At 41.1% G+C, this 24,225-nt stretch carries 19 protein-coding genes; 7 read left to right on the forward strand and 12 right to left on the reverse strand.

The window, feature by feature from the left end; genetic code table 11:
- Window positions 1-186 precede the first annotated feature (186 nt).
- Window positions 187-3,207 carry a TonB-dependent receptor domain-containing protein gene (locus tag J8Z25_RS13835; protein WP_250661205.1) on the forward strand — a complete coding sequence of 1,007 codons (3,021 nt, stop codon included), beginning with the start codon at window positions 187-189 and terminating at the stop codon, window positions 3,205-3,207.
- A 60-nt stretch (window positions 3,208-3,267) separates the two neighbouring features.
- Here the strand turns inward: J8Z25_RS13835 and zapE are convergent, their stop codons facing one another.
- Window positions 3,268-4,380: a cell division protein ZapE gene (gene zapE, locus J8Z25_RS13840; protein WP_250661206.1), complete on the reverse strand. Its 1,113-nt coding sequence runs from the start codon at window positions 4,378-4,380 to the stop codon at window positions 3,268-3,270.
- A gap of 58 nt (window positions 4,381-4,438) precedes the next feature.
- Here zapE and rsuA point away from each other — a divergent pair, with 58 nt between their 5' ends.
- Window positions 4,439-5,137, forward strand: a complete 699-nt coding sequence (gene rsuA / locus J8Z25_RS13845) for a 16S rRNA pseudouridine(516) synthase RsuA (protein WP_178927402.1) — start codon at window positions 4,439-4,441, stop codon at window positions 5,135-5,137.
- 154 nt (window positions 5,138-5,291) lie between these two features.
- Window positions 5,292-6,866, forward strand: a complete 1,575-nt coding sequence (locus J8Z25_RS13850) for a methyl-accepting chemotaxis protein (RefSeq protein WP_130052246.1) — start codon at window positions 5,292-5,294, stop codon at window positions 6,864-6,866.
- Between the two features lie 62 nt (window positions 6,867-6,928).
- Here J8Z25_RS13850 and J8Z25_RS13855 read toward each other — a convergent pair whose 3' ends face one another.
- Both J8Z25_RS13855 and J8Z25_RS13860 read right to left on the reverse strand, forming a co-directional pair.
- The gene (locus tag J8Z25_RS13855) at window positions 6,929-7,711 is read right to left on the reverse strand and encodes a YggN family protein (protein WP_063702994.1); all 783 of its coding nucleotides are present in this window, start codon (window positions 7,709-7,711) and stop codon (window positions 6,929-6,931) included.
- Between the two features lie 105 nt (window positions 7,712-7,816).
- A complete protein-coding gene (locus J8Z25_RS13860) occupies window positions 7,817-10,246 on the reverse strand; it encodes a zinc-dependent metalloprotease (protein ID WP_167658686.1) in 2,430 nt (809 codons plus the stop codon).
- A 160-nt stretch (window positions 10,247-10,406) separates the two neighbouring features.
- Between J8Z25_RS13860 and J8Z25_RS13865 the strand changes: the two genes are divergently transcribed.
- Window positions 10,407-11,375 carry a class 1 fructose-bisphosphatase gene (locus J8Z25_RS13865; RefSeq protein ID WP_167658685.1) on the forward strand — a complete coding sequence of 323 codons (969 nt, stop codon included), beginning with the start codon at window positions 10,407-10,409 and terminating at the stop codon, window positions 11,373-11,375.
- 46 nt (window positions 11,376-11,421) lie between these two features.
- On the opposite strand, the gene J8Z25_RS13870 is transcribed toward J8Z25_RS13865, so the two are convergent.
- The gene (locus J8Z25_RS13870; protein WP_250661207.1) at window positions 11,422-11,742 is read right to left on the reverse strand and encodes a hypothetical protein; all 321 of its coding nucleotides are present in this window, start codon (window positions 11,740-11,742) and stop codon (window positions 11,422-11,424) included.
- Window positions 11,743-11,784: 42 nt separating this feature from the next.
- On the opposite strand from J8Z25_RS13870, the gene J8Z25_RS13875 reads away from it, so the two are divergent.
- The 3 genes from J8Z25_RS13875 (at window position 11,785) to J8Z25_RS13885 (ending at window position 16,347) form a co-directional block, all read left to right on the forward strand.
- Window positions 11,785-12,141 (forward strand): DUF5522 domain-containing protein, encoded by a 357-nt coding sequence (locus J8Z25_RS13875; RefSeq protein ID WP_239976829.1) that lies wholly within the window; start codon window positions 11,785-11,787, stop codon window positions 12,139-12,141.
- Between the two features lie 181 nt (window positions 12,142-12,322).
- Window positions 12,323-14,755 carry a TonB-dependent receptor gene (locus J8Z25_RS13880; RefSeq protein WP_130050588.1) on the forward strand — a complete coding sequence of 811 codons (2,433 nt, stop codon included), beginning with the start codon at window positions 12,323-12,325 and terminating at the stop codon, window positions 14,753-14,755.
- A 56-nt stretch (window positions 14,756-14,811) separates the two neighbouring features.
- Entirely contained in the window at window positions 14,812-16,347 is a 1,536-nt protein-coding gene (locus J8Z25_RS13885) for a tetratricopeptide repeat-containing sulfotransferase family protein (RefSeq protein WP_250661208.1), read from the forward strand.
- On the opposite strand, the gene J8Z25_RS13890 is transcribed toward J8Z25_RS13885, so the two are convergent.
- The 8 genes from J8Z25_RS13890 to J8Z25_RS13925 all read right to left on the reverse strand — a co-directional run bounded on the left by J8Z25_RS13890 (window position 16,322) and on the right by J8Z25_RS13925 (window position 24,126).
- Complete coding sequence (locus J8Z25_RS13890) at window positions 16,322-17,161, reverse strand: sulfurtransferase (RefSeq protein WP_250661209.1); 840 nt, start codon at window positions 17,159-17,161, stop codon at window positions 16,322-16,324. The genes J8Z25_RS13885 and J8Z25_RS13890 overlap by 26 nt on opposite strands.
- Window positions 17,161-18,231 (reverse strand): capsular polysaccharide export protein, LipB/KpsS family, encoded by a 1,071-nt coding sequence (locus J8Z25_RS13895; RefSeq protein WP_250661210.1) that lies wholly within the window; start codon window positions 18,229-18,231, stop codon window positions 17,161-17,163. Before J8Z25_RS13895 ends, J8Z25_RS13890 begins: the two co-directional genes overlap by 1 nt.
- Before the next feature lie 144 nt (window positions 18,232-18,375).
- Window positions 18,376-18,783, reverse strand: coding sequence for an FAD synthase family protein (locus tag J8Z25_RS13900; protein ID WP_130050584.1), 408 nt, complete (start codon window positions 18,781-18,783; stop codon window positions 18,376-18,378).
- The gene (locus J8Z25_RS13905) at window positions 18,780-19,847 is read right to left on the reverse strand and encodes a CDP-glycerol glycerophosphotransferase family protein (protein ID WP_250661211.1); all 1,068 of its coding nucleotides are present in this window, start codon (window positions 19,845-19,847) and stop codon (window positions 18,780-18,782) included. Before J8Z25_RS13905 ends, J8Z25_RS13900 begins: the two co-directional genes overlap by 4 nt.
- An 84-nt stretch (window positions 19,848-19,931) precedes the next feature.
- Window positions 19,932-20,351, reverse strand: a complete 420-nt coding sequence (locus tag J8Z25_RS13910; RefSeq protein ID WP_484581217.1) for a group I truncated hemoglobin — start codon at window positions 20,349-20,351, stop codon at window positions 19,932-19,934.
- Complete coding sequence (locus J8Z25_RS13915) at window positions 20,351-21,184, reverse strand: DUF3034 family protein (RefSeq protein WP_130050582.1); 834 nt, start codon at window positions 21,182-21,184, stop codon at window positions 20,351-20,353. Before J8Z25_RS13915 ends, J8Z25_RS13910 begins: the two co-directional genes overlap by 1 nt.
- A complete protein-coding gene (locus J8Z25_RS13920) occupies window positions 21,171-23,486 on the reverse strand; it encodes a bifunctional diguanylate cyclase/phosphodiesterase (protein WP_250661212.1) in 2,316 nt (771 codons plus the stop codon). The genes J8Z25_RS13915 and J8Z25_RS13920 overlap by 14 nt, the downstream gene beginning before the upstream one ends.
- Complete coding sequence (locus J8Z25_RS13925; protein ID WP_240701301.1) at window positions 23,476-24,126, reverse strand: methylamine utilization protein; 651 nt, start codon at window positions 24,124-24,126, stop codon at window positions 23,476-23,478. Before J8Z25_RS13925 ends, J8Z25_RS13920 begins: the two co-directional genes overlap by 11 nt.
- Between the last annotated feature and the right edge of the window lie 99 nt (window positions 24,127-24,225).

Consider the following 24,225-nt stretch of genomic DNA (forward strand, 5'->3'; position numbering starts at 1 on the left):
TATTCAATAGATGTAAAATAGAGACATAAACGAGCCACCTAAGATTGTAGTTAAGTTCACATTCCTATAAAAATTTTTACGTCAATACCGACCAACCAGAGTGTTGCTCACTGTAAATTTTAACTGCCCTTAAAAAGAGCATCACTCTGGTTCTAAAAACTAAAAATAAAACAACTAGGAACGCCTGTGAGAAATCTACTAACCAAACCTTGTGCTATTGCACTTGCTGTTGCCAGTGGTTTTAGCCAGCATGCATTTGCCAATGAGGCTGAGATTGCCCGCCCTGCCAACACCACTCCAGCAGCTAATGAACAAACTGAAGAACCTGAAAAAATTGTTGTAACAGGTTCACGTATTAAACGCGATAGTTTTTCAATTCCAACACCGTTGGTCACAATGGACCGTGAAGCCATTGCCGATACAGGTTTAACCAACTTATCAGATATTCTTGTTGATAACATGCCTGCACTGAGTGAGAGCATAGGTAACACCACCAGCCAATCAAGTGTTTCAGCAACCGGTTTATCTACAGTACAACTTCGAGATTTAGGCGCTAATCGTACCCTTACATTGATTGATGGTCGCCGTGTTGTTTCAAATAGCTACAGCGGCAACTATGTAAGCTTAAATACCATTCCGAGCGGCATGGTTGAGCGTGTTGAAATAATCAGTGGCGGTGCATCTGCAACCTATGGTGCCGATGCTGTAGCGGGTGTGGTGAATATTATCACCCAATCAAAAAAAGAAGGCTTTGATTTTAAAGCGAACACAGGTGAAACCACCGATGGCGGCGGTAAAGAATTTACCCTTGATTTAAACTACGGTACCTCATTTGCTGAAGATCGCGGTTACGCCTATTTCAGTGCCAACTGGGACCGTGATTTCGGTATGACTTTTTACGATCGTAAACGCGCACAAATTGAAGATAGTTACGATTACGATCCAGATCGCATGTGTAATGTAATGCAAACAGCAGATGGCGATCAATGTATGCGCGACATCACGCAAGCTGACTGGGTAAGCAAGAGCGACGGCATTCCGGGCGGTGTGTTCTTAGAACACAGCCGCAACGACACACAGTTTTGGTATGACGGTCAAACCTTACGTGATGATTGGAAAGGCAATGAAGAAATTTATGGTATTAACTCAAATCAATACGTGATGCTTGATGTTCCGAGCGATAACGTATCTGCTGCAGTTAAAATTGATTATGACTTAACTGACGATGTGATGTTCTACGCGCAAGTTCAATACAGTGAAAGTGGCTCATTTAACAATAAGTCGCCTGAAGATGAATACGAAGGTGCCTATGTACCGCGTTACGACCCTACCACGGGCGAGCCACTTGCAGATGTGGCACCGGGTTATATTCCAATCGACAACCCATATGTGCCGCAAGAAATTCTCGATGCCAACCCATATAAAGATCGCATTTATTGGGATCGCCGCTTTAGCGAAGTCGGTAATATCAGCACAGATAATACCCGTAAAACTATTCGTAGTTGGGCAGGTCTTCAAGGCACGTTATTTAACGACGAGTGGGACTGGGATCTATCAGCAAGTTATGGTCGTTTTACCCAGCACCAAATCCGCAGCAATGAATTAAATACCGTAAAGCTTAATCAAGCCTTGCAAGCTGAACAGTTAGCAGATGGCACCATTCAATGTATTGATGAAGCAGCTCGCGCTGAAGGCTGTGTGCCAATTAACTTATTTGGTGAAGACTCTATCACCGAAGAGATGGCCGCTTGGATCCGCACCAACCCTATTATTGATACCGAAATAAAACAATATGGCGTGGTCGGCTACGTAGCGGGTGATTTATTTGAATTACCAGCAGGCTCTGTATCCGCTGTATTTGGTGGCGAATATCGTAAAGATAGCCAAGACCTATCAACCAGCGACGACATGAAAGCTGGTGGTATTACCTTCAACTATGTACCAAATTTTTATGGCGAAGTTGAAGTCTATGAAGCTTTTGCAGAACTTGCGATCCCGCTGTTAAAAGATGCTCCTTTAGCAAAAAATTTAAGTGCAGAAACTTCATTACGTTTAGCTAACTATAGCATGGAAAACGTCAACACCGTTGCCAGCTACAAGCTAGGTGTATTTTGGGAACCAATCGAAGGCTATGCATTTAGAGCAAACTACGCTCGCGCTCAACGTGCACCAACGATCACTGAACTTATGTCACCAGCACGTGGCGATTACGACAGCTATGATGATATTTGTGACGGTTTAACAGCAACATCAACTAAACCAGGTCACGATAACTGCCGTAAAGAGCCAACTTTAGCAACACAACTTGCTGCTGATCCAAACTTTGAATTCAGCGATGAGAACAACAGCTATTCTCCAGGGGCTGGTAACGAAAATCTAAAAGAAGAAACCGCTGATACTTATACATTTGGTGTGACAGTGGCTCCTGCCTTTATAGAAAACTTTAATCTTGCCGTTGATTACTACGATATTGCCATTGTTGATGCGATTTCGCAGATCAGTAATGAAAACATCATGCGTGAGTGCTACAACTCAGAAGCTGCATGGGGTGAAGACAACGTATTTTGTAATGACATTACCCGTAATAGCGAAGGTAACATTATCAAAATTCTACAGCGTCAATATAACCTCGATGAGCTAACTGCACGTGGTTACGATGTGGTTGCACAGTACAAACTAGACTTAGATAACCTAGGTCAGTTGTCGTTTAAACTAGATTACAACCATGTAATTGAAAACTCGCAAACTTATCAAGGACTTGATGGCAGCTTAGTGACTAGCCATTACGCAGGTTATGGCAGCAGCAAAGATAAAGCATCAATGTCACTTACATGGCGTAACGATAACTTGCGTATTCGTTGGCGTACAAATTACCTAGGCTCGTTTAAAGCAAGCCAGAGTCTTGAAGAAGATTACAATGAGTATCTTACTGAAAACGATGCCCGCTGTGAGGCTGGTGAAGATACCTGTATCAGTAACCCAGAAAAACTTGCCTACCAAGATTATGGTTCGTTCTTAAAACACAGCCTTTCAGCGTCTTACACTCTATCACTTGGTAAACAGAGCCAACTGCGCGTATTCGGTGGTGTGAATAACGTGTTCGATAATAAAGGTGATTTTTATCCATATGGCCGTGGTAACTACTATAGCGCATACGGCGGTGGTGCAGGTCGCTACGTGTATGTGGGTGCTCAATATAGCTTTTAACCGTTTCATATGAAGATCCCCAGCTAGGCTGAAATCAAAGGCGCATTTTTATTGCGCCTTTTATCTTTTCCAGCTTTGCATCTCAACTAATCGAGATTCAGTTCGCGCATATTCAAATGCCAGTTTTTGTCCTTGATATAAATCGCTAATACCCGCCTGTGCTGAGATCACCAGTAATCGACTACGATCATAAAACTCATCAACTAAAGCAATAAAGCGCCGTGCTTCATCATCTAAGAAGTGTTCTTGTAAGTCTTGCTTTTCTCGCTGATAGCTATCTTCAATGCCATGCACAATTTGTTTGCCCGTTGCCCCGCGCCCCATTACTGGCACATTGACTAAATAAACGCGCTGAAACTGCTCTGCCAAATAAATATAATCCGCCGTGCTTCTGGGTCCTGAGCAAAGCGTCATAAAATCAAACATAATGGCGTCTTGAGCTTGCATTACACAGCTAAGATGGCGATGGCAAATCTCTATCATTGTTTGCCTTTGTATTACTTGCTCTTGTTTTAAAAAGCGCTCTGTTAGGGCATCTTTGTTATTAATAAAATAATGTTCGGTTTGTTTACCAAAGCGAAAGCGATGATCTGTGTCGCCTTCAACACTTAAAACATGGCAATGCTCATTTAATAAATCGATAGTGGGTAAAAATCGTGCTCGCTGTAAACCGTTGCGATATAACTGCTCAGGTTGGCAGTTTGAGGTCGCGACTAACACGACTTGCTGCTCAAACAGGGCTTTGAATAAACCACCCAAGATCATAGCATCACCAATATCAGAGACAAAAAACTCATCGAAACAAATCAAGCGAATGTGCTCTGCCCACTCTTTAGCAATCACCTTTAGAGGATTTTTTTGCCCTTGCAGCTGGGTTAGGCGCTCATGCACTTGCTTCATAAAATGATGAAAGTGCAAACGCTGCTTAGCTTCAATATTGACCAACTTGAAAAACACGTCCATCAACATGGATTTACCACGTCCTACTGGGCCATATAAATAGACCCCTTTTATTGGCTTAGCGCTTTGCCACCAATGTCTTGGCGCAGCCAGTTCTGTGGCTAGATTATCAAGAGCATTAATCGCTGTGCGCTGGGCACGGTCTTCTTGCAAATCACCTTTGGCTATTTGCGCTTGGTAATACTGTAATATTTGTCCTTGCTGTACTGTCATAGGTAACTAGTATCCGCTATACTCGCCGCCATTGTAGCCGACTAAAAATGTGATCCCAATGAAATTTCCATGCCGTTTAGATAAATTTATCAGCCATATTGCCGAGTTACCTCGCAGCAAGACCAGAGCAGGTATTAAACGCAAATACGCCACTGTTAATGGTGAGGTGATCACCTCATTCGATTTGTCTGTAACACAAGATGATGATATTCGCTGGCAAGGCGAGCCGCTGGTCTTTTTAGGCAAGCGCTACTACATGCTTAATAAGCCAGCGGGCTATGTGTGTGCTAATAAAGATGACCTTCACCCGACTGTATTCGATTTACTTGATGAACCAAACATGAGCGACTTTCATGTTGCAGGTCGGTTAGATATCGATACTACAGGTTTAGTGATCATTACTAATGACGGCGACTGGTCACACAAAATTACAGCCCCAAAGCATAACAAGTTCAAAACTTATTTAGTTGAAACTCAAGAGCCTATTGATGAAGAAGCGATTGCAGCGTTAGAGCAAGGGGTACAATTGCACAACGAAAAAGAGCTAACTCGCCCTGCTATTGTTGAAAAACTTGCAAGCTACAGCTTACGCCTTTCAATTTGCGAAGGTAAATACCATCAAGTTAAACGAATGCTTGCCGCTGTAGGCAATAAAGTTGTTGAATTACATCGTGAAAAAATAGCGGATATCACCCTCGATGAAAGCCTTGCAAGCGGTGAATATCGTGCTCTTACAGAAGCCGAACTCAAGCTCTAAATAGGTACTTGAGCAAAAGTCATGATAACGCTGTCATTTTTCCTTAATAAAACCAGACAAACGTGGTAAAAGTTAACAGGGGAAATAATAAAGGAGGCTGACTGTGTTATCAGGACTAGCTTTAAAAACAAAAATCACCTTATTTGCTATCGCTATGTTTATTGCGTTATCTGCGATAGCTTTACTTGGCTTACAGTCTTTACGCCATGCTAGCGAAAGCGACAACATCGCGCGTATCAACCAGCTCATGAAAAGCACTACCAATATTGTTGAGCAATTTGAGTTGATGGTTAAAAACAACCAACTCAAAGAAGCACAAGCAAAGAAACTTGCTATTCAGGTGCTGCGCGAAAATAAATACCACGACTCAGAATACGTGTACGTCGTCGACAACAACTTAAATTTTGTCGCTACCCCACACGACCCTGAGCTGCATGGCACCAGCTTTAATGATTTTAAAGACGCCAGTGGCAACAGCATCGGCCGTATGGTCGAAAATTTAGTGGGTAACACAACCAATAAAATTATCACCTATCATTGGGATTCAGTGCGTGATGGTGAAACGGTAGATTTAACGTCTGTAGTTCAAAAAACACCGCTGTTTGGCTGGTATGTTGGTACTGGTATTAGCGCTAAAGAAGTTGATGAACGTTATTGGAATACCGCTAAGTGGTTGCTGGGCCTTTCCATGCTTATTGCCATTGCGCTGACTTTTGCTATTGCTCGCTTTGGTTCATCACTGACTAATGCCTTAGGCGGCGAAATTGATGAAGTAATTGGTATTGTTAAAAACGTCTCTCGCGGCAACTTAAACTCACATATTCGCCAAGATGCTCCTCCAGAGAGCATTATTGCTGCCATGCATTACATGCAGCAAGGTTTACGTGGCGTTGTTGGCGGCATTAAAGGCGTTACAGATAGCTTAAAGAATCAAAGTGTCGATAATGAGTCACGCTCTGTTGAACTCGATAAACTGACTCGTAGCCTTAATGAAGAAACTCAAATGGTTGCTTCAGCAATTACCGAGTTAACAGCCTCAGCGCAAACGGTTGTTGAACATGCCGAACAAGCAGCCTACTCAGTGCAAGAAGCTGAGCAGCAAGGTCAAAGTGCAAGCCACTTAACCAGCGAGGCTGCTGACACCATCGCGCTTTTAGAGCAGCAAATTGACAGCGCTGGTAATAATATTCAAGTACTCGATGATGAGGTAAATAACATCGCAAATGTACTCAGTGTTATTCAAGGTATTGCCGAGCAAACCAACTTGCTTGCGCTTAATGCTGCGATAGAAGCCGCCCGTGCTGGTGAGCAAGGGCGAGGCTTTGCTGTAGTTGCTGATGAAGTGCGCGGACTTGCCCAGCGCACGCAAACCAGTACAGAAGAAATTCGTAATATGATTGGCAAACTGCAAGCAGCAACCCAAGATGCCAAATCATCAGTGTCCCTAAGTATGACAACCAGCGAACAAACCGTTGAAAAGTCGAAAAAAGCGAATGACGAGCTAAAGCGGGTAGCAAGCTCACTCAGCGCCATAGCACAAATGAGCCATCAGATAGCTATTGCTGCAAAAGAGCAACTAGATGCCGGTGAAGACACAGCCAAACGCATCGTAACTATCTCAGACACAGCTTCACAAACGGCTGATGTATCTAATCAGGCTCATACAGCAACCGATTTGATCAAAGGCCTTACTAACGATTTAGAAACTGAAACCGCTAAATTCAGTTAACCTTCGCTAACTTAAACGAGAAAGCCCAGCAACTGCTGGGCTTTCTCGTTATAAAATTTGCACTAAGACTTTATTTGCACCAAATCAAAATCGGCCATACCAGGCACCATTTGTTGTAAGCGTGATTCAGTGACATCTAACGAGTTCAAACACTCACAGTACTCAGATGCCTTCATCTCTAACTGCTCTGCTTTCTTTTGCAGTGATTTATCAATTTCTTTTGAGATGATATCCATACGCTGCCCCATATCATTGATACGGTCTTCGATATTACCTTCGCGCGACTTAAAAGCATCCCCTAGCGAGACTAAAATAGCGCCAAGTGAACCGTGAACTGCAGAGTGAATTTTTTGGCTGATTTCTTTGGTAAAAAAATCATCGATTTTCGACAGCGACTGCGGGGCAATAAAGAAAAAGTCATCACCACGCTTAAATTTATCCATTAATGCACGTTCAACATATTGCAGCTGAGTTTTTAGCACTTCAGGCTCTTTGTCTGACATGCCCTCAACAACTTGCTCGATGGCACTTAAGCCAAGGTTTACACCATCTGTTGCCAGGTCAACAAGTTCAGGGACGGTTTGTCTGATCCCTCGGCTGAACTGCTCAACGACTTTGCTTTCTTCGGGACTTAAATCAACCCAATAACCTCGTATAAACAATTGGTTATCGTTGTTAATTTGCACGCGAGTTTGACCCTTATCAACAATACGAATGACATCATCGGTAATGATTAAGCCATGGCTTAGCTCTACATCACATTGTTTTTTTTCTAAGGTTGCGTAGCTGGAAAAGCTTGAGAATGTAATGGCCGCTGCTAACAACGAGCGAGAAAAGAACGCCATATACACCTCAAAAAGACAAAAAAGGAAGGCCGCTAGATTAGCAAATATCCAATTTTATGCAAGTAAAACGCCTAGCTATGCTAGGCGCTTTGAAGTAAAAATGGATTAAATTGGTGAGCCCGGTGGCATTGGCAACACTTTAAAGTTTGCAGGCCATTCACCGCTTTCTAAAAAGAGACTGATTTGCTCACTTAAATATTGCTTAAATGCACTGTTCCCAACGGATGCACTGCCTAGCATTGATTCTTGCTGGTAACTCTTTGCGAGTTTAGCTAAGTAATAACGCAATTGAGCTTGTACTTCGGGTGCCACTTCATTGCTTGCAACTAAATCAGCAAATTGTTTCGCTGTTAAAAGCTGCACACGTTGGCTAATTTTACCAGCCATCCCTGAAGCAACCTGTTGTTCGAAAATTTGCTGATAAGTTTGTGCTAATAGTGCATCTAAACCATAAAATGCATCACTTCGTGCTTGTTGCTGCGCTAAACGGTTAATGCGTTGGCTATTAAAAAGTAGGCTCAAACTATGTGCAGCTGCAACCTCTGGCAGTGCCATCGCATCAAGCGTTAGTCCTGTACGACCAACAATGCTCTCCCGTGATTTTGATTCACCATAGGCTTTTGGTGGAATAAGCGCTAATACCGACTCAGGTAAAACAAGGTTCTCAGCTTTTAATGTCGCAAGCATAGCATCCACTGCAGCTTGTTGTGTTTGCTTTGCAACAACCTGTGCCCCTTTAGGTTGTGAGCCATCACGCACTTCGTATTCGTAATTCACGCCAGCAATTAGCTTAACAGCAGCTTCAACTTGATAGCGATGGAATAGATAAAGCGGCACCAGCATTTCTTCTAATTGCGACAAAGCAGTGCCTGTTTTGATGTTTTCTATACCAAAGTTAGTCAGCGCTTGCTTACGAACATCAAGTACTCGCATTAGCTCATCACTTGGTGAACGACCATTATCCCATAAATGCCCTGTTGGGTGAGCACCACCTTGAGCGCGGGCATCACTGTCTGAGATAAACTCCAGCCCTTTGTTTTTATTCTCAGCTAAAATTGCGGCCAATTGCTGTGCTTCATCTTGATTTGTGAAATCGCTATAACCGTATTTAACAACTTGGGTATCCCAAACGCCCATACCAGAAGCATAGCCTCGGCTAACATCTAACTTACCTTGTTCATTAAAGCTAAGTAGCGGGTGTGGATAATCCATCACAGAGGCTCTATCTGCCACTGAGGCTGCAAAGTTATGAGAAATACCTAAAGTATGCCCCACTTCATGAGCACTTAACTGACGAATACGATCAAGTGCCATTGCTTGTAAGCGCTTAGCCACTTCATTCCCTTCAAAATAAGGTGCAGCTAATGCTTCTGCAATTAAGATGTCTTGACGAACACGTAATGAACCCAGAGTCACATGGCCTTTTATAATTTCGCCTGTCCGCGGGTCAATCACAGAGCTACCATACGACCAACCACGCGTTGCACGGTGCACCCATTGGATCACGTTGTAGCGTACATCCATAGGGTCGGCATCATCTGGTAGCACTTTAACTATAAAAGCATTCTTGTAGCCTGCTGCGTTAAATGCATCATTCCACCATTTAGCACCATCAAGTAATGCTGATTTAACTGGCTCAGGTACGCCCGGATCTAAATAATAAACTATCGGCTCAACGGGTTCGCTGATTGGTAGGCTTGGATCTTTTTTCGCTAAACGATGGCGAGGGATGTAACGCACATACATAGACTCACCCAGCGCAGCCGCATAGTCTTTATGTTCAATACTCCAGAAACCTGCTTGAGGGTGGAACTTACGCGGGGTGTAGTTATCATCAGGCAGTTCAATTAATGAATGATGCATATGCACCGTTAGCGCGTAAGGGTCTGCACTCACTTGGCGAACATACTTACCAGGCTTATTACCTTGAAAAGTAAGTACTGCTTCTAATTCAGTATTTTTTTCAAATGCTTTTGAGCGTGCTAAATAAACCGCACTGCGGTTGCTATCTAAGTTAAAACTTCCCTGCCCAGTTGCAAGTAAACGACGGCTCACACCATGAACATCGCTTAATAAATAAGGTGTGTAATCCACTAATACGGCGGTTTCTGACTGAGCAACAACACTAAACCCTGCTAAGATACTTGATGCAAATGCCTCTTTAATACTTTGTTGTTCCGCAAGGTTATTAGTGTTAGCACGGTAATAAGTATTTATGGCTCTTAACATCACCTTATCGCCAAAACGTTCAAACTGAACTAAGTGAGTATCACCTAGCTGACCGCGATCTAAGCCAATATCGTTTGAACCGACACCATAAGGTAAGCTTTGTTGTAATAAAAATTGCTGCTCGAGTTTATCCACCTCAAGATACAATTTGCCGTTTTCTGTATCGTAGTAAAATGAAAAATAGCCTGAAAAATGAGTCATTTTTTCAGTAAAATCATTTATAGACTTAATTGCTGCGTGTGCTTGAGTTATCATAGTAAGTAGCACAGCTAAGAGCAGATATCGTAGTAATGGTATTTTTTGCATAATCTTATCTTTGTTATTCGCGTTTTAAATACTGTATAGGTATTAAGCAGTATAAAGTACCGCCAAGAAAAATCAGCTATTTAAGACGAAATTCAGCGCTTGCTAAGACATTCTCTCTCACACTAAAAATGTCTGGCTACAACGTTATCAGGAAAATAGAATGCGTAGACTCCCACCGGTATTGTTAGAAGATGGTTGCCCTCGTGAACTGATCTCATTGATCAGAACGGTACTTGCGGCATGTAAAGAGATTTCATTTCGTGTTGGTCAAGGCGCCCTATCTGGCGTATTAGGCTCAACCCTAGACGAAAACATTCAGGGTGAAACACAGAAAAAACTCGACGTGCTAACTAACCAACTTTTAAAAGATATTTTATTAGAATCGGGCTACGTAAAAGCCATTGCCTCTGAAGAAGAAGACTTCACCGTTGCGGGTAACCCTAATGCCAACTACATTGTTGCATTCGACCCACTTGATGGTTCATCAAATACAGATATCAACTCACTCGTTGGTACGATTTTCTCAATTATGGCGGCGCCTGAAGGTGCAGATCCGGCCGACCCAAGTATCTTTATGCAACCGGGTAAAAACCAAGTAGCGGCAGGTTACGTGTTATATGGCCCATCAACGGTGCTAGCATTAACAACAGGCAAAGGTACACGCTTTTTCACCTTAGATAAAACTCACGGTACCTTCTTATTAACAGAAGACTTTGCTAAAGTACCTGAAGATACTAGCGAATTTGCTATCAATGCTTCAAACCAACGTCATTGGCAGCCAGCGATGCAAAATTACATCAATGACTTAATTGCTGGTGACACAGGCCCGCGTGGTCGTAACTTCAACATGCGCTGGATTGCTGCAATGGTGGGTGATGTGCACCGTGTATTATGTCGTGGTGGTATTTTTACTTACCCAACCGACACGAAAGATCCAAATAAACCTAACAAATTACGTTTATTATACGAAGCAAACCCAATGGCAATGTTAATCGAACAAGCTGGCGGTATAGCCTCTACTGGTACTGAGCGCATCATGGATATTCAACCTGATGCAATTCACCAACGTGTGGCGGTGATCTTAGGTTCGAAAAACGAAGTTGAAACCTGTTTAAGCTACCATAAATAGCAACAAGCGAATGCCTTAAGCTAAATAAGCTTAGGGCTAAAAGAAGCTATTTCATCACATCTAATAGCTTCTTTAGCGTACTTTTACTCAATTCACCCATTTGCTCGTTATTGCTTAAAGCGTAAACAGCCCCTTCTACGGCACTTTCATCTATGTCTTGTCGTGACTCTAGTACGTTCGCCCAAAGTTCTAATTCATCAATATCTATTTCGCCGTTAATAACACGCTGTAGAACCTGACAGAACACTTCTTGCGTTAGAATATACACATCATCTTGGATGTCAGGAGTGCTTGTAATAACTGAAATTGCCTCAAATCGATTATCACCAAAACGAGCAAACTCTCCTAATGCGTCTAATTTATCCATTTGCTATGCTTACCTTTTCAATCTCAAAGCACCTTTTAATTAATGACAACCCTTACATGCTCACGATGCAAAGCAACCCTTAACTGCCAAGCCGACAATATTAATGCCTGTTGGTGTAATGAGCTACCCAACATTTTACCACTCGATGAGACCGCAACAGAATGTTTATGCCGAGACTGTACTATAAAAAAGATAAATTCATTTTTATCAGAACTTTACCAACAACCTCTTGAACAGCAGCTTGCCTTTGCTAAGCCTTATTTTACTCAGGGTAACTTAATAGAAAACCTCGATTACACTATGCAAAACAATTACATGGTATTTAGCCGCTGGTTCTTTTTAAAACGCGGCCATTGCTGTAGTAATGGTTGTACGAACTGCCCTTATTCCGATAGCTAACACCTAAACAGAGTATTTATTCAATTATTTTGCATTTAATTGCAAATAACGCATGGACGATGAGAATAAAAATACATTATAATTGGATATAAATTCACTAAATCATCAATTTTTAAGCTTAAATTACTAGTAACGTCTATTTTTTGAGCATAAATTTACTGTAACTAACTCGGAATCTATCATGAACACCTTTAAGCCTGCTCTACTTGCAAGTGCAATTTCTGCGGTTTTAATTAATAGCAATATGGCGTTTGCTGCTGAAGATGCTATCGAAGTTGATAAATCAATTGAAACTATCCAAATCACTGCAACACGACGTGCAGGTTCTGTACAAGATGCACCGCTTAATATCACAGCCCTAAATGGCGATGTAATTAGCGACCAAAACATTGGTGATCTTGAAGATGTCGCTCGTTGGGTACCCGGTTTAACAATTTCTGATCAAGGTGGTCGTGAAGGTTCTCCTATTATCGTTCGTGGCCTGAACACAAATACCTCTGACCGTATTTCTGACAGTGGCACAGTGGCAACTTATGTTGGTGAAATTCCACTTAGCATTGATTTACGTTTGACTGATGTTGACCGTGTTGAAGTATTAATTGGCCCACAAGGTACACTATACGGAGCAGGTACTTTAGGTGGTGCAATCCGTTATTTATTAAAACAACCTGAGCTTGATATCACCGAAGGTAAAGTAACAGGCGATGTATTTAGCATTAACGAAAGTGACGGTACAGGCGGTGAGTTTGGCGTGGTATTCAATACTCCGCTAATTGAAGAAAAACTAGCCCTTCGTGCTAGCTTAAATTATTACGATAACCCAGGTTACATTGACTACACTCACGTGGTTCTAGAACCTGGCGTATCAAACCCGAACCCTGATTTTTCAGACAGCAGCGATGTAAATGCCAACTTAAAAAGCGTAAGCGATGTTAACGATGAGCAAATCACCACAGCACGTTTATCACTACGCTGGCTTGCCACCGAAGATGTTGATGCAACGCTAAACTACTTCTATCAAAAGCAAGAAAATGGCGGTAATTCGACGTCTCAATACGGCTCACTTGCAGATAGCAGTGCACTACAAGGTATCCCAGGAAAATACGAAAATGTAGCTCGTGTGCTTGAACCCGGTGAAGAAGAAAACGATTTATTAAGCTTAGAAGTAAAAGCAGATCTTGGTTTTGCTGAGCTGGTATCTGCATCTGGTTGGTCTAGCTATGAGCAATCCGGTCAGCGCGATCAAACTGATCTTCTTTACGATATTTGGTCAGGGTATGCCGACTTTCCTTCTTTTGTTGGCTACACGCACGACACCTCAGATCGCGATACCTTTACACAAGAGCTTCGTTTAGTTTCAAATAGCAGTAGCGCTTTTAACTGGATTGTAGGCGGCTTCTATAACAAAGTAGAAAGTCACTCAGATGATCGTGAGTACACGCCGGGTCTGACTGAGTACTGGGGTGGCGGTATTCCAAATGTTGAACAAGACCTTGAGTACATTCTAATTTCTGATAGCGAAACCACTGAAAAAGCACTTTTTGGTGAAATTGGCTACAGCATCACAGATCAACTTGATGTCACTGTTGGCGCTCGTTTTTATGAATACGATGTATCAACAACATCAGGCTCTGCAACCCCGCTTTATTCTGGTGACTTTGATTCACTAGATAATCTTGTTATGGAAAATGTAAGCGCAAGCGATAGCGGTAACTTATTTAAGTTTAATGCTAATTACACATTCGATAATGGTGTGCTTGCTTACTTTACTGTGAGTGAAGGTTTCCGTATTGGTGGTGGTAACGGTATTGCTCCTTGCCCTGATGTATTACCTGAGCAACAAATTGTTTGTGCCCTGCCAAACGAAGAAGATTACAAACCAGATACAACGGTCAACTACGAGCTAGGCTTTAAGTCATCATGGTTACGTAACCGCCTACATTTCAATGCAGCGCTATTTAATGTTGATTGGAAAGATGCGCAAGTTGGTAGCAGTACAGTAAATGGCCAAGAGTTAATTACTTCGAATGCAGGCTCTGCTAATTCTAAAGGTGTCGAACTTTCTACTCGCGCAATGATTGGTGATAACTGGGCAGCTTATGCAACATACGCATATGCAAAAGCCGAATTAACCGAAGATGCACCTTACTTATTTGGCGTATTAGGTGACGACTTAGCGCAGTACCAAAGCTACTATGATGGCGCTAAAGGCGACCGTTTACCGGGTGCTCCTGAGCATCAATTCTCTTTTGGTCTTCGTTACGAGCAAGATATCCTAGGTGATAAACTATTAAGCGTAAACTACGGTATCACAGCACAAAGCGATGTGATCACCAAAGTAGGCTTAAAAGCAGATGGCGAAGTATTACCAGGTTATGCACTAAGTAACTTATCTGCCAAAATTACTGGCGATATGTGGTCTGCAACCCTTTACGTAGACAACTTATTCGATAAGTACGCGTTCACTTCTGTACGTCGTGATAAGTCTTGGGCTGGTATGTCGCAATATGCTGAGCTTAACAAAGAGCTACCTGAGCTACAGCGTGTTTATGGTCACTACACCACCGCACCTCGTACAATCGGTATGAAGTTTAGCTACAACTTTGAGCTGTAATTAAATACTCGAATAAAAGCCTTGCCGCTTTTAGGCAAGGCTTTTAAGATAATCTCATGCTAAATACCCAACAAGCGCTTCGCGCTAATATCCAACAGTTGTTATCCAACAAGCAACTACATGATGCACATCATCTACTTGTGCAGCGCCTAAAGCAAAATCCTGAAGACCACGTTTGTTACTTTTTACTGAGCGAAGTCAACACTGCAGCGGGCGATATCAACAAAGCCATTAAGTTGCTTGAAAAAGCGCTTAATTTAGCGCCTTTGCCGATATATCATTTAGCACTTGCCAAGCTGTATGTACTGTTAGGTAAAGTAAGTAATGCGGCTGTGCATTATCAAGACGCTTTGCAAACAGCTGACTTTAGTGCCGCTGACTTTGATACACTAGCCAATATTGCTAACCGTTTAGGGCATTATGAAGACGCCTTTAGCTTTCAAAAGTCGGCTTACCAACGCAATAAATATAACCCACAAATTAGCTATAATTTGGCGGTATCATATAAAATTCACGGACTGTTTGATGAAGCAAAAAGTTTGCTACAGCAACTTACTACCCAGCAACCTAGCTTTTATCAAGCTCATTACTCACAGGCTGAACTAAATACTGATGTAGAGTCGAAGCTACATATCCAGAAACTACAAACCTTGGCGAATAAAGAAAAAAGCATTATTGATCAACAAGTGTATTTTCATAGTCTTGCTCTTAATTATGAGCACCTTAATGACTACAAAAATGCATTTAAATACTTTGTACTAAGTAAGCAAGCCATAGCCTATAAACTTAATTATCAAGCCACGCAACATCGCTATTTTTGTCAAAAGCTCATTACTCAAAGTACACAGCAAGTGCTTGAAAGTAGTGACTCTGAGTTCTCACCCGTTTTTGTTGTTGGCATGCCCCGCTCTGGCACAACTTTAGTTGAAAAAATCCTTAATCAAAGTTCACAGCTGCAAGGGATTGGAGAATTAAACGATATAGCGCAATTGATACAACACGCCACGCAATCGGCTCGAGTGATTGATAGCGAAATGCTTGATAAGGCATATGAATCTGAAGCGATAAAGACAGTACTTGCTAACTATCAACAAAGAGCCCAGCTGCTCAGTGATGGCCTTAGAAGCTGTGATAAACAGCCATTTAACTTTTACTATATTGATTTTATATTAGCGGCATTTCCTAATGCTAAAATTGTTTGTATGCAGCGAGACTGGCACGATTGCAGTATCGCCAATTTTAGGCAGATGTATAGTCCGCAAAGTGTGTTTCATCACTACAGTTTTACTCTTGAAGATATTGCCTCATTCCATCAAGATTACTCGGCATTAGTCAGTCACTTTGCCAACAAGTATCCTGAAAACGTTTTTTTACAAAGCTATGAGCAATTAGTGGCAGAGCCGGTTAAGCAAACACAGAAGCTCTATACTTTTTGTGATTTAAGCTGGCAGGAAAACTGCCTAACTTTTTATAAAAACAATGCGGCTTCAGCTACGGCGAGCAAAAAGCAAATTCGCCAGCCACTGAATAAAAACAGTATCGGCAGCTGGCAAAATTACGCTGAATTTATTGATGCGGACCTGTTTCAATAGGTAACTCGTGACGAGCGCCCCACTCACTCCATGAGCCATCGTAAACACGTAAGTTAGAGTAACCACATTCATCGGCGCACAATGCAATTGCACAAGCTGTTACACCTGAACCACAGCTAAATTGCAACTGAGTATGATGCGCTGCAATATGTTGATCAAATAATATCTGCAACTCGCTAAGCGGTTTTAGCTCACCGTTATTTAGTACACTTGCAAGTGATAGACTGCGACTATTTGGAATATGACCACTACGCATGCCTTCACGCGGCTCGGCCTGTTCACCTGTAAATCGCTCATAAGGGCGAGCATCGAGTGTTAGTGTGCTTTGCTCATCAAGTGAGTTAAGTACTTGCTCAGCACTGATAAAGTAATTAACACGAGGGCTTGCAACAAAGTTGCCTTGACCAGAAGCAGCTGAATAGCTGGCTTGTGTTGCAAAGCCAAGTGCCTGCCACTTAGCTAAACCACCACTTAAAACCTTTACGTTATCAAAGCCCATTGCTTTAAACATCCACCACGCACGCGCTGAACTGAATAAACCTTGGTCTTCATAAATCACAATCAGTGAGTCTTGATTAACCCCAGCACGCTGCATATGTTCTGTGAACTGCTCGCTACTGCACATCATACTTGGTACAGGATTGCTGTTATCTGCCAGCGTCTTTTTGAAATCAAAACGCTGTGCATTAGGCAGTATAGCTTTAGGTGCGTATTCTCCCGGTAAACCAGGGCGTACCATTCCAGCATCAAAAATGATCAAATTATCATGGCTTAAATGCTCGTTAAGCCATTCTGGCGAGACTATGTTCTTCATTAGCTTTCCTTTTGCGATAGCTGAGCGAATGTATCTTGTTGAGTTAAGCGCTTTTCAACCGCTTCAACATGCTCAGTTGTACATTCTTTCCAAACACCGGGCAAGCAATACACATGCTTTAAGTAGGTAAAAAATTTATCTCTCAGAATACTGTTGGACTGCCAGCCATTTTGTAGTTTTTCTAAGCACTTAATCAAAGTAGCTTGATCACTTGCGTGTAGTACAAGCTCATCAATGTTGTAACAAGCAAGCCCTAAGGTAAGCACTTTTTTATCAAGTAATAAAGATTCTAAGCCAACGGTCGAGTTAATAGTGATCACAGCTTCAGCGTTATTGATAAGTTCTCGAGTACAATTTCCGTTGGCAAAAACGGCAACATCATCTTTATCGTACAAGTGTTCATAGTGCTTATGCCATGAAGGATGTTCTTTAAAAACAACTTTAAGTTCTGGATCATTTAACTTTTTTACGGCTGAAACAACAGCATCGTAATACTCTTCCATTGACTTAAGCCAAGGTGAGTAACAAGCTATTTGTGTATCGTGTGGAACTTGAAATGGCACAAATAAGTATTTTTTTGGTAACTCAACTGCGTCAAATTTGCAGCGCTTTTTGTGATTCGCTCTAGGGATTAAATCAGGCGCAGAAAATGGCAACTTCCCTTGTGGATCAAAATTTAAATAGAATTGACTATCTCGCGGTACAGAAGCCGCAAAGTTAATACCTTGAGGGTCTAAACTTGTTGTTCCGGGCAATAACCCATTTTCATAAAAATAGGTAGTCACTCCTAGTGATTTCGCAGCTATACAAACAGTAACATTCGGTAGTTTATTACCATTCCAAATAACTAAAGCTTGAGGGGATTCTGACTTTAATAAATCATAATACTTAGCGTACCGACATTGCTCTACAAACTGCATCACTTTAGAGTAAGCTTTGATAAGTAATTGGTTACACCAAAGATCATTTCGGGCTTGCTTACGTAGTAGTTGTTCCGAAATTATTTTACTAAAATCAATTTGAATCGCTTTGCTAAAGTATTTTAAAGCAGTTAACCTGGGGAAGCCCATACAGTGCACTTTACAATTTAAGGGTAGTTTCCTAATTAATTTTTTGTAATAGCGGGCGTGCACATTATTGCGAGAGATAAATAAAAAAGCCATATACTGATCTTAGTTTAGATTGAACTTAAGCGCATACAGCTATTTTATTAATTATAAATGACAGTTTGAAGGCTGCCTTACAACTTCTATTATTTCTGTTGTAGAGATAGAGGGAGTACGCTCTAAATAAATCACATCACAAATTTGCTTAAATTGATCAAACCTACCAGCCCAATCATCCCCCATAACGAGCAAATGGGCTTGATGGTCTTTTATGTACTCACCTTTCAATTCTAGAGAGTGCTCTACAAATACTTCGTCAACACACTTTAAAGAACTAATAATTTTCAGCCTATCAGCTTCACTGTATACAGGCTTTCGACCTTTCTTTGAGAAGTTTAGTTCATCAGAAGATACACCAACTATCAAATAATCTCCCAGTGCTTTAGCTCGCTCTAAAATATTGATATGTCCCACATGAAAAATATCAAACGTGCCAAAAGTAATTACCCGTTTCATTGATGTTCCTCTAAATAAGAAACAATTCTCTTAGCAGAGTAACCATCCGTAAGACCTGCCAGTTTATAAACTATTTCTTTTCTTTTTTCTTTAAATTCGGCAGATTCATTAAAACTTGAACTTAATAACTGCTTTAACTCTTTATAACTTTCAGCACGCGCACATAACTCATTGAAGTATTTGATATCTTCATCCAATCGAGCTTTCAATCTATAAGAAAAAATACCTCTGTATGACCAACGCAGCTTGTAAAAATCACACCAGATAACAGGTTTTTCTAATGCTGCAAATTCAAAAATGGCTGACGATGCATCAGAAACCATAATATCAGCAAGTTCTAAAAAAGGAGTAAGATCAAAATCGAATTCATTTGCAAGGTAAACATTCTTAGCACTAGCCCACTTCTCAAGTTTTAGGCGTTGCTTTTTGTACTTCTGCTTAAATAAGCTAAAGAAATGAGGCTTAACGATAATATTAAATTCATTAAAGTGCTCAGGGAAATCATCGCTAAAGCACTCTAAAGAGCTTGGATAAAAAGTAGGCGCATAGAGCAAAGTTTTCTTTGACGGATCTAAGCCGAGATTTTTGAGGTTAATGCTTTCAAGAGTCTGATTAAAAATAGGGTCTAACTTGGCGTAGCCACTATCAATAAAGTTGCCTTCAGGATAAAGCGTTTTTAAACGTTGAAGCCGGTGCTCTCCCTCAACAAACCGTACTGTCATCTTATTATTCGATACATCGTAATAGCATTGTTTTGGACCTATTCCATGTTGCATCAGTACAGTCTTTTTATTTAGATCCTCAGCGCCAGCAAATGTATTTCCAAACACAACCCAATCTGCATCTGAACTCTGATAAAATTCAAAGGTTTCTCTTGCACTTGTTAACCATTTTGCAACTATTGCATTTTCATAGATAAAGTCACGACATACACCAAGACTACGCTCATCTTGGTCTTCATAGAAAACCATCGAAACTTTGTGGCCTTTTTCCTTCAACTCCTTTAAAACAGGCAAATACTGTGGAATGTAATATAGATGTTGAACATCAAAATATAACTGCATTATTTACAACTTAATAACTTCAACCAATAGCTATTGTACATAAATTACATTTCTGTTTCAGCCCACAATTAAAGTTTGTTCTAGCTAGATATTAATTACCTCAGGGCGAAGTGGCGCAAGTCTGCTAAGGATTTTATTTTGTACCGTTTGCGAAACGTGTTGTTCATCCATCGCATTGATTAAAAGCTCTACCACACGGTTAAAGTCTTTTTTAGAAATATTCATTCCGGTGTGAATATCAACCATATTATCGCCTTCGTATTCACAAGGGCCATCGGTGACACTGCACAAATGAGTGATAAAGCCTTGGCGAAAATGCGCAACATTGGTTTGTTTAAAATAAGCTAAAATTTGTTCGTCACGGCCTATTTGATTGATAAAACTATCAACTAGTTTTTCGATCCCTTGTTCGCCATTTAGTTGCTGGTATAAGGTGCCGTTGTTGCTACTTGCACAGCCGACTAACATCACGGCAAATACAAACGTAAAAAATGTTTTCATCATTACCAATACCCTGTAACAGAAAGATACCAACCTGTTTGATCCTTAGCCCCAGCAATACTTCCTAAGTCTAACCAAGCAGCGGTGACACTAACATACTTATTGGGAAACCAAGCAACAAACACATCCTGCCAATCTTGCTCCCCTAAGCCAAGATTATTAGACTTTTCCCGATACTCAACACCAACGGCTATTTGATGGGTTAAAAACACCGCGGTAGACGCTTCAAATAACAACTCTTTATCGCTATCAGGGCCGCCAAAACCTAACAAACCTAGTTGATTAGCATCGCTATAACGAAAAGTGGTATTCCAAAACCAGTTATACCCAACAAGCGCTCCTAAATGTAATTTACTAGCAGCAAGATAAATATCAGTACCACTGGTGTCTTCTGCGCCTAATAGGTTAGCGATACTGCCGTCATCCAGTGATTTATGTTGTACACCCAAGCTCAACTGCGGCCATTTACTGTAAACGATATCGCCGTATAAGCGTACTTTTGCCCCTGTAATTGATTGTTCGATATCGGTATTTAATGCGGGAACTTCGAAGCGTTGCTCTGCGTAACTAAATTCAACGCGATCATAAATATTTAGTTGCGCGCCACAAACATCTAAGCTGTAATCACTCACATCAGCGCGACTACAAAAGCCATTTATAGCTATTTCATCATCACTTGCATAGCCTGCAAGCTGCGCCCAAGGAACAATACCACCACCCGCACTACCTTCAACCTGGGAGACACCAGGCGTTGCTAATAATTTACCCGATGCTGCGAGCCCTGAACTTGCAAAAGCAAGGCAAATTAACCCAAACAACCAATTAAGACGCTTCATTGTACACCTCTAACCACTGCAAAAACTGCTCTGATTTTAGTGGTCTACTTAAGTAATAGCCTTGTGCATAATCGCATTTATTTTGCACTAAAATATCCAGTGACTCTTTGTTCTCAACGCCTTCCGCTACAACCGAAAAACCCAGCTGGTGACCAAGAGTAACTGTAGATTGCACTATGTATTGATCTTGTCGTGACTGATCTAATTGCAAAATAAAACACTTATCAAGCTTTAGCTCATCAATCGGTAATGACTTTAAGCGCCCGAGAGATGTTTGCCCTACACCATAGTCATCCAACGAGATTTTAACACCCAAGGTTTTGAGGTTTTCGAGTGCCTTAATGCCTTGATCTTCGTTCTCTATCATATCTCGCTCTGTGAGCTCAATCGTAATTAAACGCCCATTAACATCATGTTTCTCAAGTTGTTTAGCAAGGTGAGAGTAAAAGCTAGGGTATGCAATATCTTGTGCAGAGACATTAATTGCAGCCTGCATGGTAACACCTTGCTGTTGCCATGCAGCAACTTGAGAAACCACTGTTTTTACAACCCAAGAAGTTAGCTCAACAATCACCCCTGATTGTTCTGCTAAATCAATAAACAGCTCAGGCGAAACCCACTGACCATCTTTACGCTGCCAACGAATTAACGACTCTACTTTATCAATACAATTGGTTTTAATATTTAGTTTTGGCTGATAGGTCATGAACAGCTGACCGTCATCATCAACAAGGGCTTGCTTAAGTTCATCGATTATTGCAAGGCGCTCAAGGTGCTCTTCGTCTTCACCTTCTTGATAATAATGAATAGTTTTATGCTCGCAAGATGCGGTATCAACAGCAATTAACGAGCGACGCATTAAATCCTCAGGGCTGACATTTTGCGAAAAGCAATGCACCACCCCAACACTAAAGCGTAACGTAATATTTAAGCCTTGAATTAAGTAGCCAGCCTGTAACTGAGCAACTAACTTCATTACCGCATCTTTAAACTGCTTAGTTTCATCTGCTGGAAGTAAAGTTAAAAATTCATCGCCGCCAATCCGAGCATTCTCACCATTATGATGTGCCGAGTATTCACCAATACGCTCAGCAACTGCTTTTAAACAATCATCACCAATACGCGGGCCTAATTTATCATTGATATGACGAAGACCTCTTATATCTATGGCAACGAGTGTGTACTCAGCGCCTTCAGCAAACAAGTTCTCCATGTTTTCTAACATCGCAGAACGGGTATAAAAACCAGTTAATGAATCATGGCTAGCTTGAAAACTTATTTGCTGTTCACGCTCTTTGATGTCGTTACCCATGTTGTTAAAGGCATCGACTAACGTGGTGATTTCGCTGCTTTGCTTTTTACCTACAAATTCAGCTTTATAATTGCCACGAGCAAATTGCTGAGCAAGTAAGGTTAGCTTTGAAAGCGGTGTCGTGAGGTTTTTAGCCAAGATACCACTGGTCAATACGCCTATCACAACCGTAATCGCAGCAAGCACAATAATGGTGAAAAATAGCTGTTCAAACTCACGATAACTCTGGGTTAAATCAGCACTTAACAGCACTGAGACTATGTGCCCGGGCAAGGATGGCAGTTCAACCAGTCGATTTCTATAAACCGGCTTTTCACCAAAAATACGTTGCGTTGTCTCGTTATTAAAATGCGCTAATACTGAATTAGTTTGAGGTTGCTTGGTTAGTGAGGTCTCTACAACACCATCATCTTCACCAATAAAACTCACATCCATTGTGGTAAGGTTTTTTAGCTCTGCAGCAACAAGGTCATTAATTTCAAAGCCCACTAAACTGTAGGCAACAGTACGAGGCGCACGTACCGGCAATAAGATAACTTGGTATAGGGTTTGATCAAGAACAATAAAATTAGATTGCTCTGCATTAATGAGCAATTCATTCATCAGTGCAGAAAACTCATCAGGTGTATGGTTAAATTCAGTATTTGCAGAGACCAATTGCCCAGATAAATCAATGAGCAACATCAAATCAGCATTTATTCGACGACTGTGGTTATTCAATACACTGCTAATGGTATCAGCATCTTGGGTAGCAATAGCTTGTTTAAAACCAAAGTCTGCTGTGAGTACCTTTGCAGCCGTTAATAGCAGGCTTTCTTTAGCACTTAAATATTGCTTAAAAACATTTTCAGCGACATTAATATCTTCACGTAACTTTTGGTCATTAAACCGATTAGTCGACCACCAAGAGCTCGCTAAACTGACTAAACTAGTTAATAAAACGAGGCTTACGCATAAGGCTATGATCCGCCCTCTTAAACTATGTATCATTATCTGCCTTAAACATCTCACCAAACGTATTACGCGGTGCAGGTGCATTTGTTTCAATTGTAATATCAGCTGCTTGTTCAGTTACAGTGACTGATAATTTTTTATTAATTTCACTTGCTTGGTTTGGGTGCCAAATCGTTATATTCGTTGGAACTGAAATATCTTTTAATTGTACTTTGCCATCTTGTGCTGTTTTTAGTGTATTAGCGCCATTTGCTACATAGATATAACCCACCATAGAATCGTGAATATTACAGCCTAGGACTACCACCCCGGCGTTATCAAATAACTCTGGTTTTTCTGGACGGTCAGCATATAGCTTAATATTGAAAGGTTTAGCGCTTGAAAAAGAATAAACATGATGGCGAATATTATCACTATTAGGAAAATCAACAGACTGACCTTGCTGTATTACCAATACATTAGGTGAAAACTGCTTATTAACCTGATCCATCACTGCGACAGGCAACTGCGTGTGCGCTAAATTTTTATTACCTTGTAATTCAATTACAGCATCGGCTAAAGGCTCACCAAATTGATCTCGAACGGTAAATGAAATATCCGCTGCAAATACATTCGCAGCGCAGCACATAAATACAAAAGAACATACCGTGCGAGCACAGTGCGCAAAAAACGTCATAATTGAACCTTGCTTAGCTTAGTTTGCTAATAAGTATAGATTAATCTTAGCTTAAGTTAATGAGAGAAGGTATGAAAAGCAAGAAAAAAGCCAAGCAGT

This window comes from Pseudoalteromonas sp. SCSIO 43101 (assembly GCF_023650775.1).
Lineage (GTDB): Bacteria > Pseudomonadota > Gammaproteobacteria > Enterobacterales > Alteromonadaceae > Pseudoalteromonas > Pseudoalteromonas apostichopi.

What these genes read in the sequence shown, in the direction of transcription:
- zapE (WP_250661206.1), bottom strand. Translation starts at nt 4,380, where the DNA reads ATGACAGTACAGCAAGGACAAATATTACAGTATTACCAAGCGCAAATA.
- rsuA (WP_178927402.1), top strand. Translation starts at nt 4,439, where the DNA reads ATGAAATTTCCATGCCGTTTAGATAAATTTATCAGCCATATTGCCGAG.
- J8Z25_RS13850 (WP_130052246.1), top strand. Translation starts at nt 5,292, where the DNA reads ATGTTTATTGCGTTATCTGCGATAGCTTTACTTGGCTTACAGTCTTTA.
- J8Z25_RS13855 (WP_063702994.1), bottom strand. Translation starts at nt 7,711, where the DNA reads ATGGCGTTCTTTTCTCGCTCGTTGTTAGCAGCGGCCATTACATTCTCA.
- J8Z25_RS13860 (WP_167658686.1), bottom strand. Translation starts at nt 10,246, where the DNA reads ATGCAAAAAATACCATTACTACGATATCTGCTCTTAGCTGTGCTACTT.
- J8Z25_RS13865 (WP_167658685.1), top strand. Translation starts at nt 10,407, where the DNA reads ATGCGTAGACTCCCACCGGTATTGTTAGAAGATGGTTGCCCTCGTGAA.
- J8Z25_RS13870 (WP_250661207.1), bottom strand. Translation starts at nt 11,742, where the DNA reads ATGGATAAATTAGACGCATTAGGAGAGTTTGCTCGTTTTGGTGATAAT.
- J8Z25_RS13875 (WP_239976829.1), top strand. Translation starts at nt 11,785, where the DNA reads ATGACAACCCTTACATGCTCACGATGCAAAGCAACCCTTAACTGCCAA.
- J8Z25_RS13880 (WP_130050588.1), top strand. Translation starts at nt 12,323, where the DNA reads ATGAACACCTTTAAGCCTGCTCTACTTGCAAGTGCAATTTCTGCGGTT.
- J8Z25_RS13885 (WP_250661208.1), top strand. Translation starts at nt 14,812, where the DNA reads ATGCTAAATACCCAACAAGCGCTTCGCGCTAATATCCAACAGTTGTTA.
- J8Z25_RS13890 (WP_250661209.1), bottom strand. Translation starts at nt 17,161, where the DNA reads ATGAAGAACATAGTCTCGCCAGAATGGCTTAACGAGCATTTAAGCCAT.
- J8Z25_RS13895 (WP_250661210.1), bottom strand. Translation starts at nt 18,231, where the DNA reads ATGGGCTTCCCCAGGTTAACTGCTTTAAAATACTTTAGCAAAGCGATT.
- J8Z25_RS13900 (WP_130050584.1), bottom strand. Translation starts at nt 18,783, where the DNA reads ATGAAACGGGTAATTACTTTTGGCACGTTTGATATTTTTCATGTGGGA.
- J8Z25_RS13905 (WP_250661211.1), bottom strand. Translation starts at nt 19,847, where the DNA reads ATGCAGTTATATTTTGATGTTCAACATCTATATTACATTCCACAGTAT.
- J8Z25_RS13910 (WP_484581217.1), bottom strand. Translation starts at nt 20,351, where the DNA reads ATGATGAAAACATTTTTTACGTTTGTATTTGCCGTGATGTTAGTCGGC.
- J8Z25_RS13915 (WP_130050582.1), bottom strand. Translation starts at nt 21,184, where the DNA reads ATGAAGCGTCTTAATTGGTTGTTTGGGTTAATTTGCCTTGCTTTTGCA.
- J8Z25_RS13920 (WP_250661212.1), bottom strand. Translation starts at nt 23,486, where the DNA reads ATGATACATAGTTTAAGAGGGCGGATCATAGCCTTATGCGTAAGCCTC.
- J8Z25_RS13925 (WP_240701301.1), bottom strand. Translation starts at nt 24,126, where the DNA reads ATGACGTTTTTTGCGCACTGTGCTCGCACGGTATGTTCTTTTGTATTT.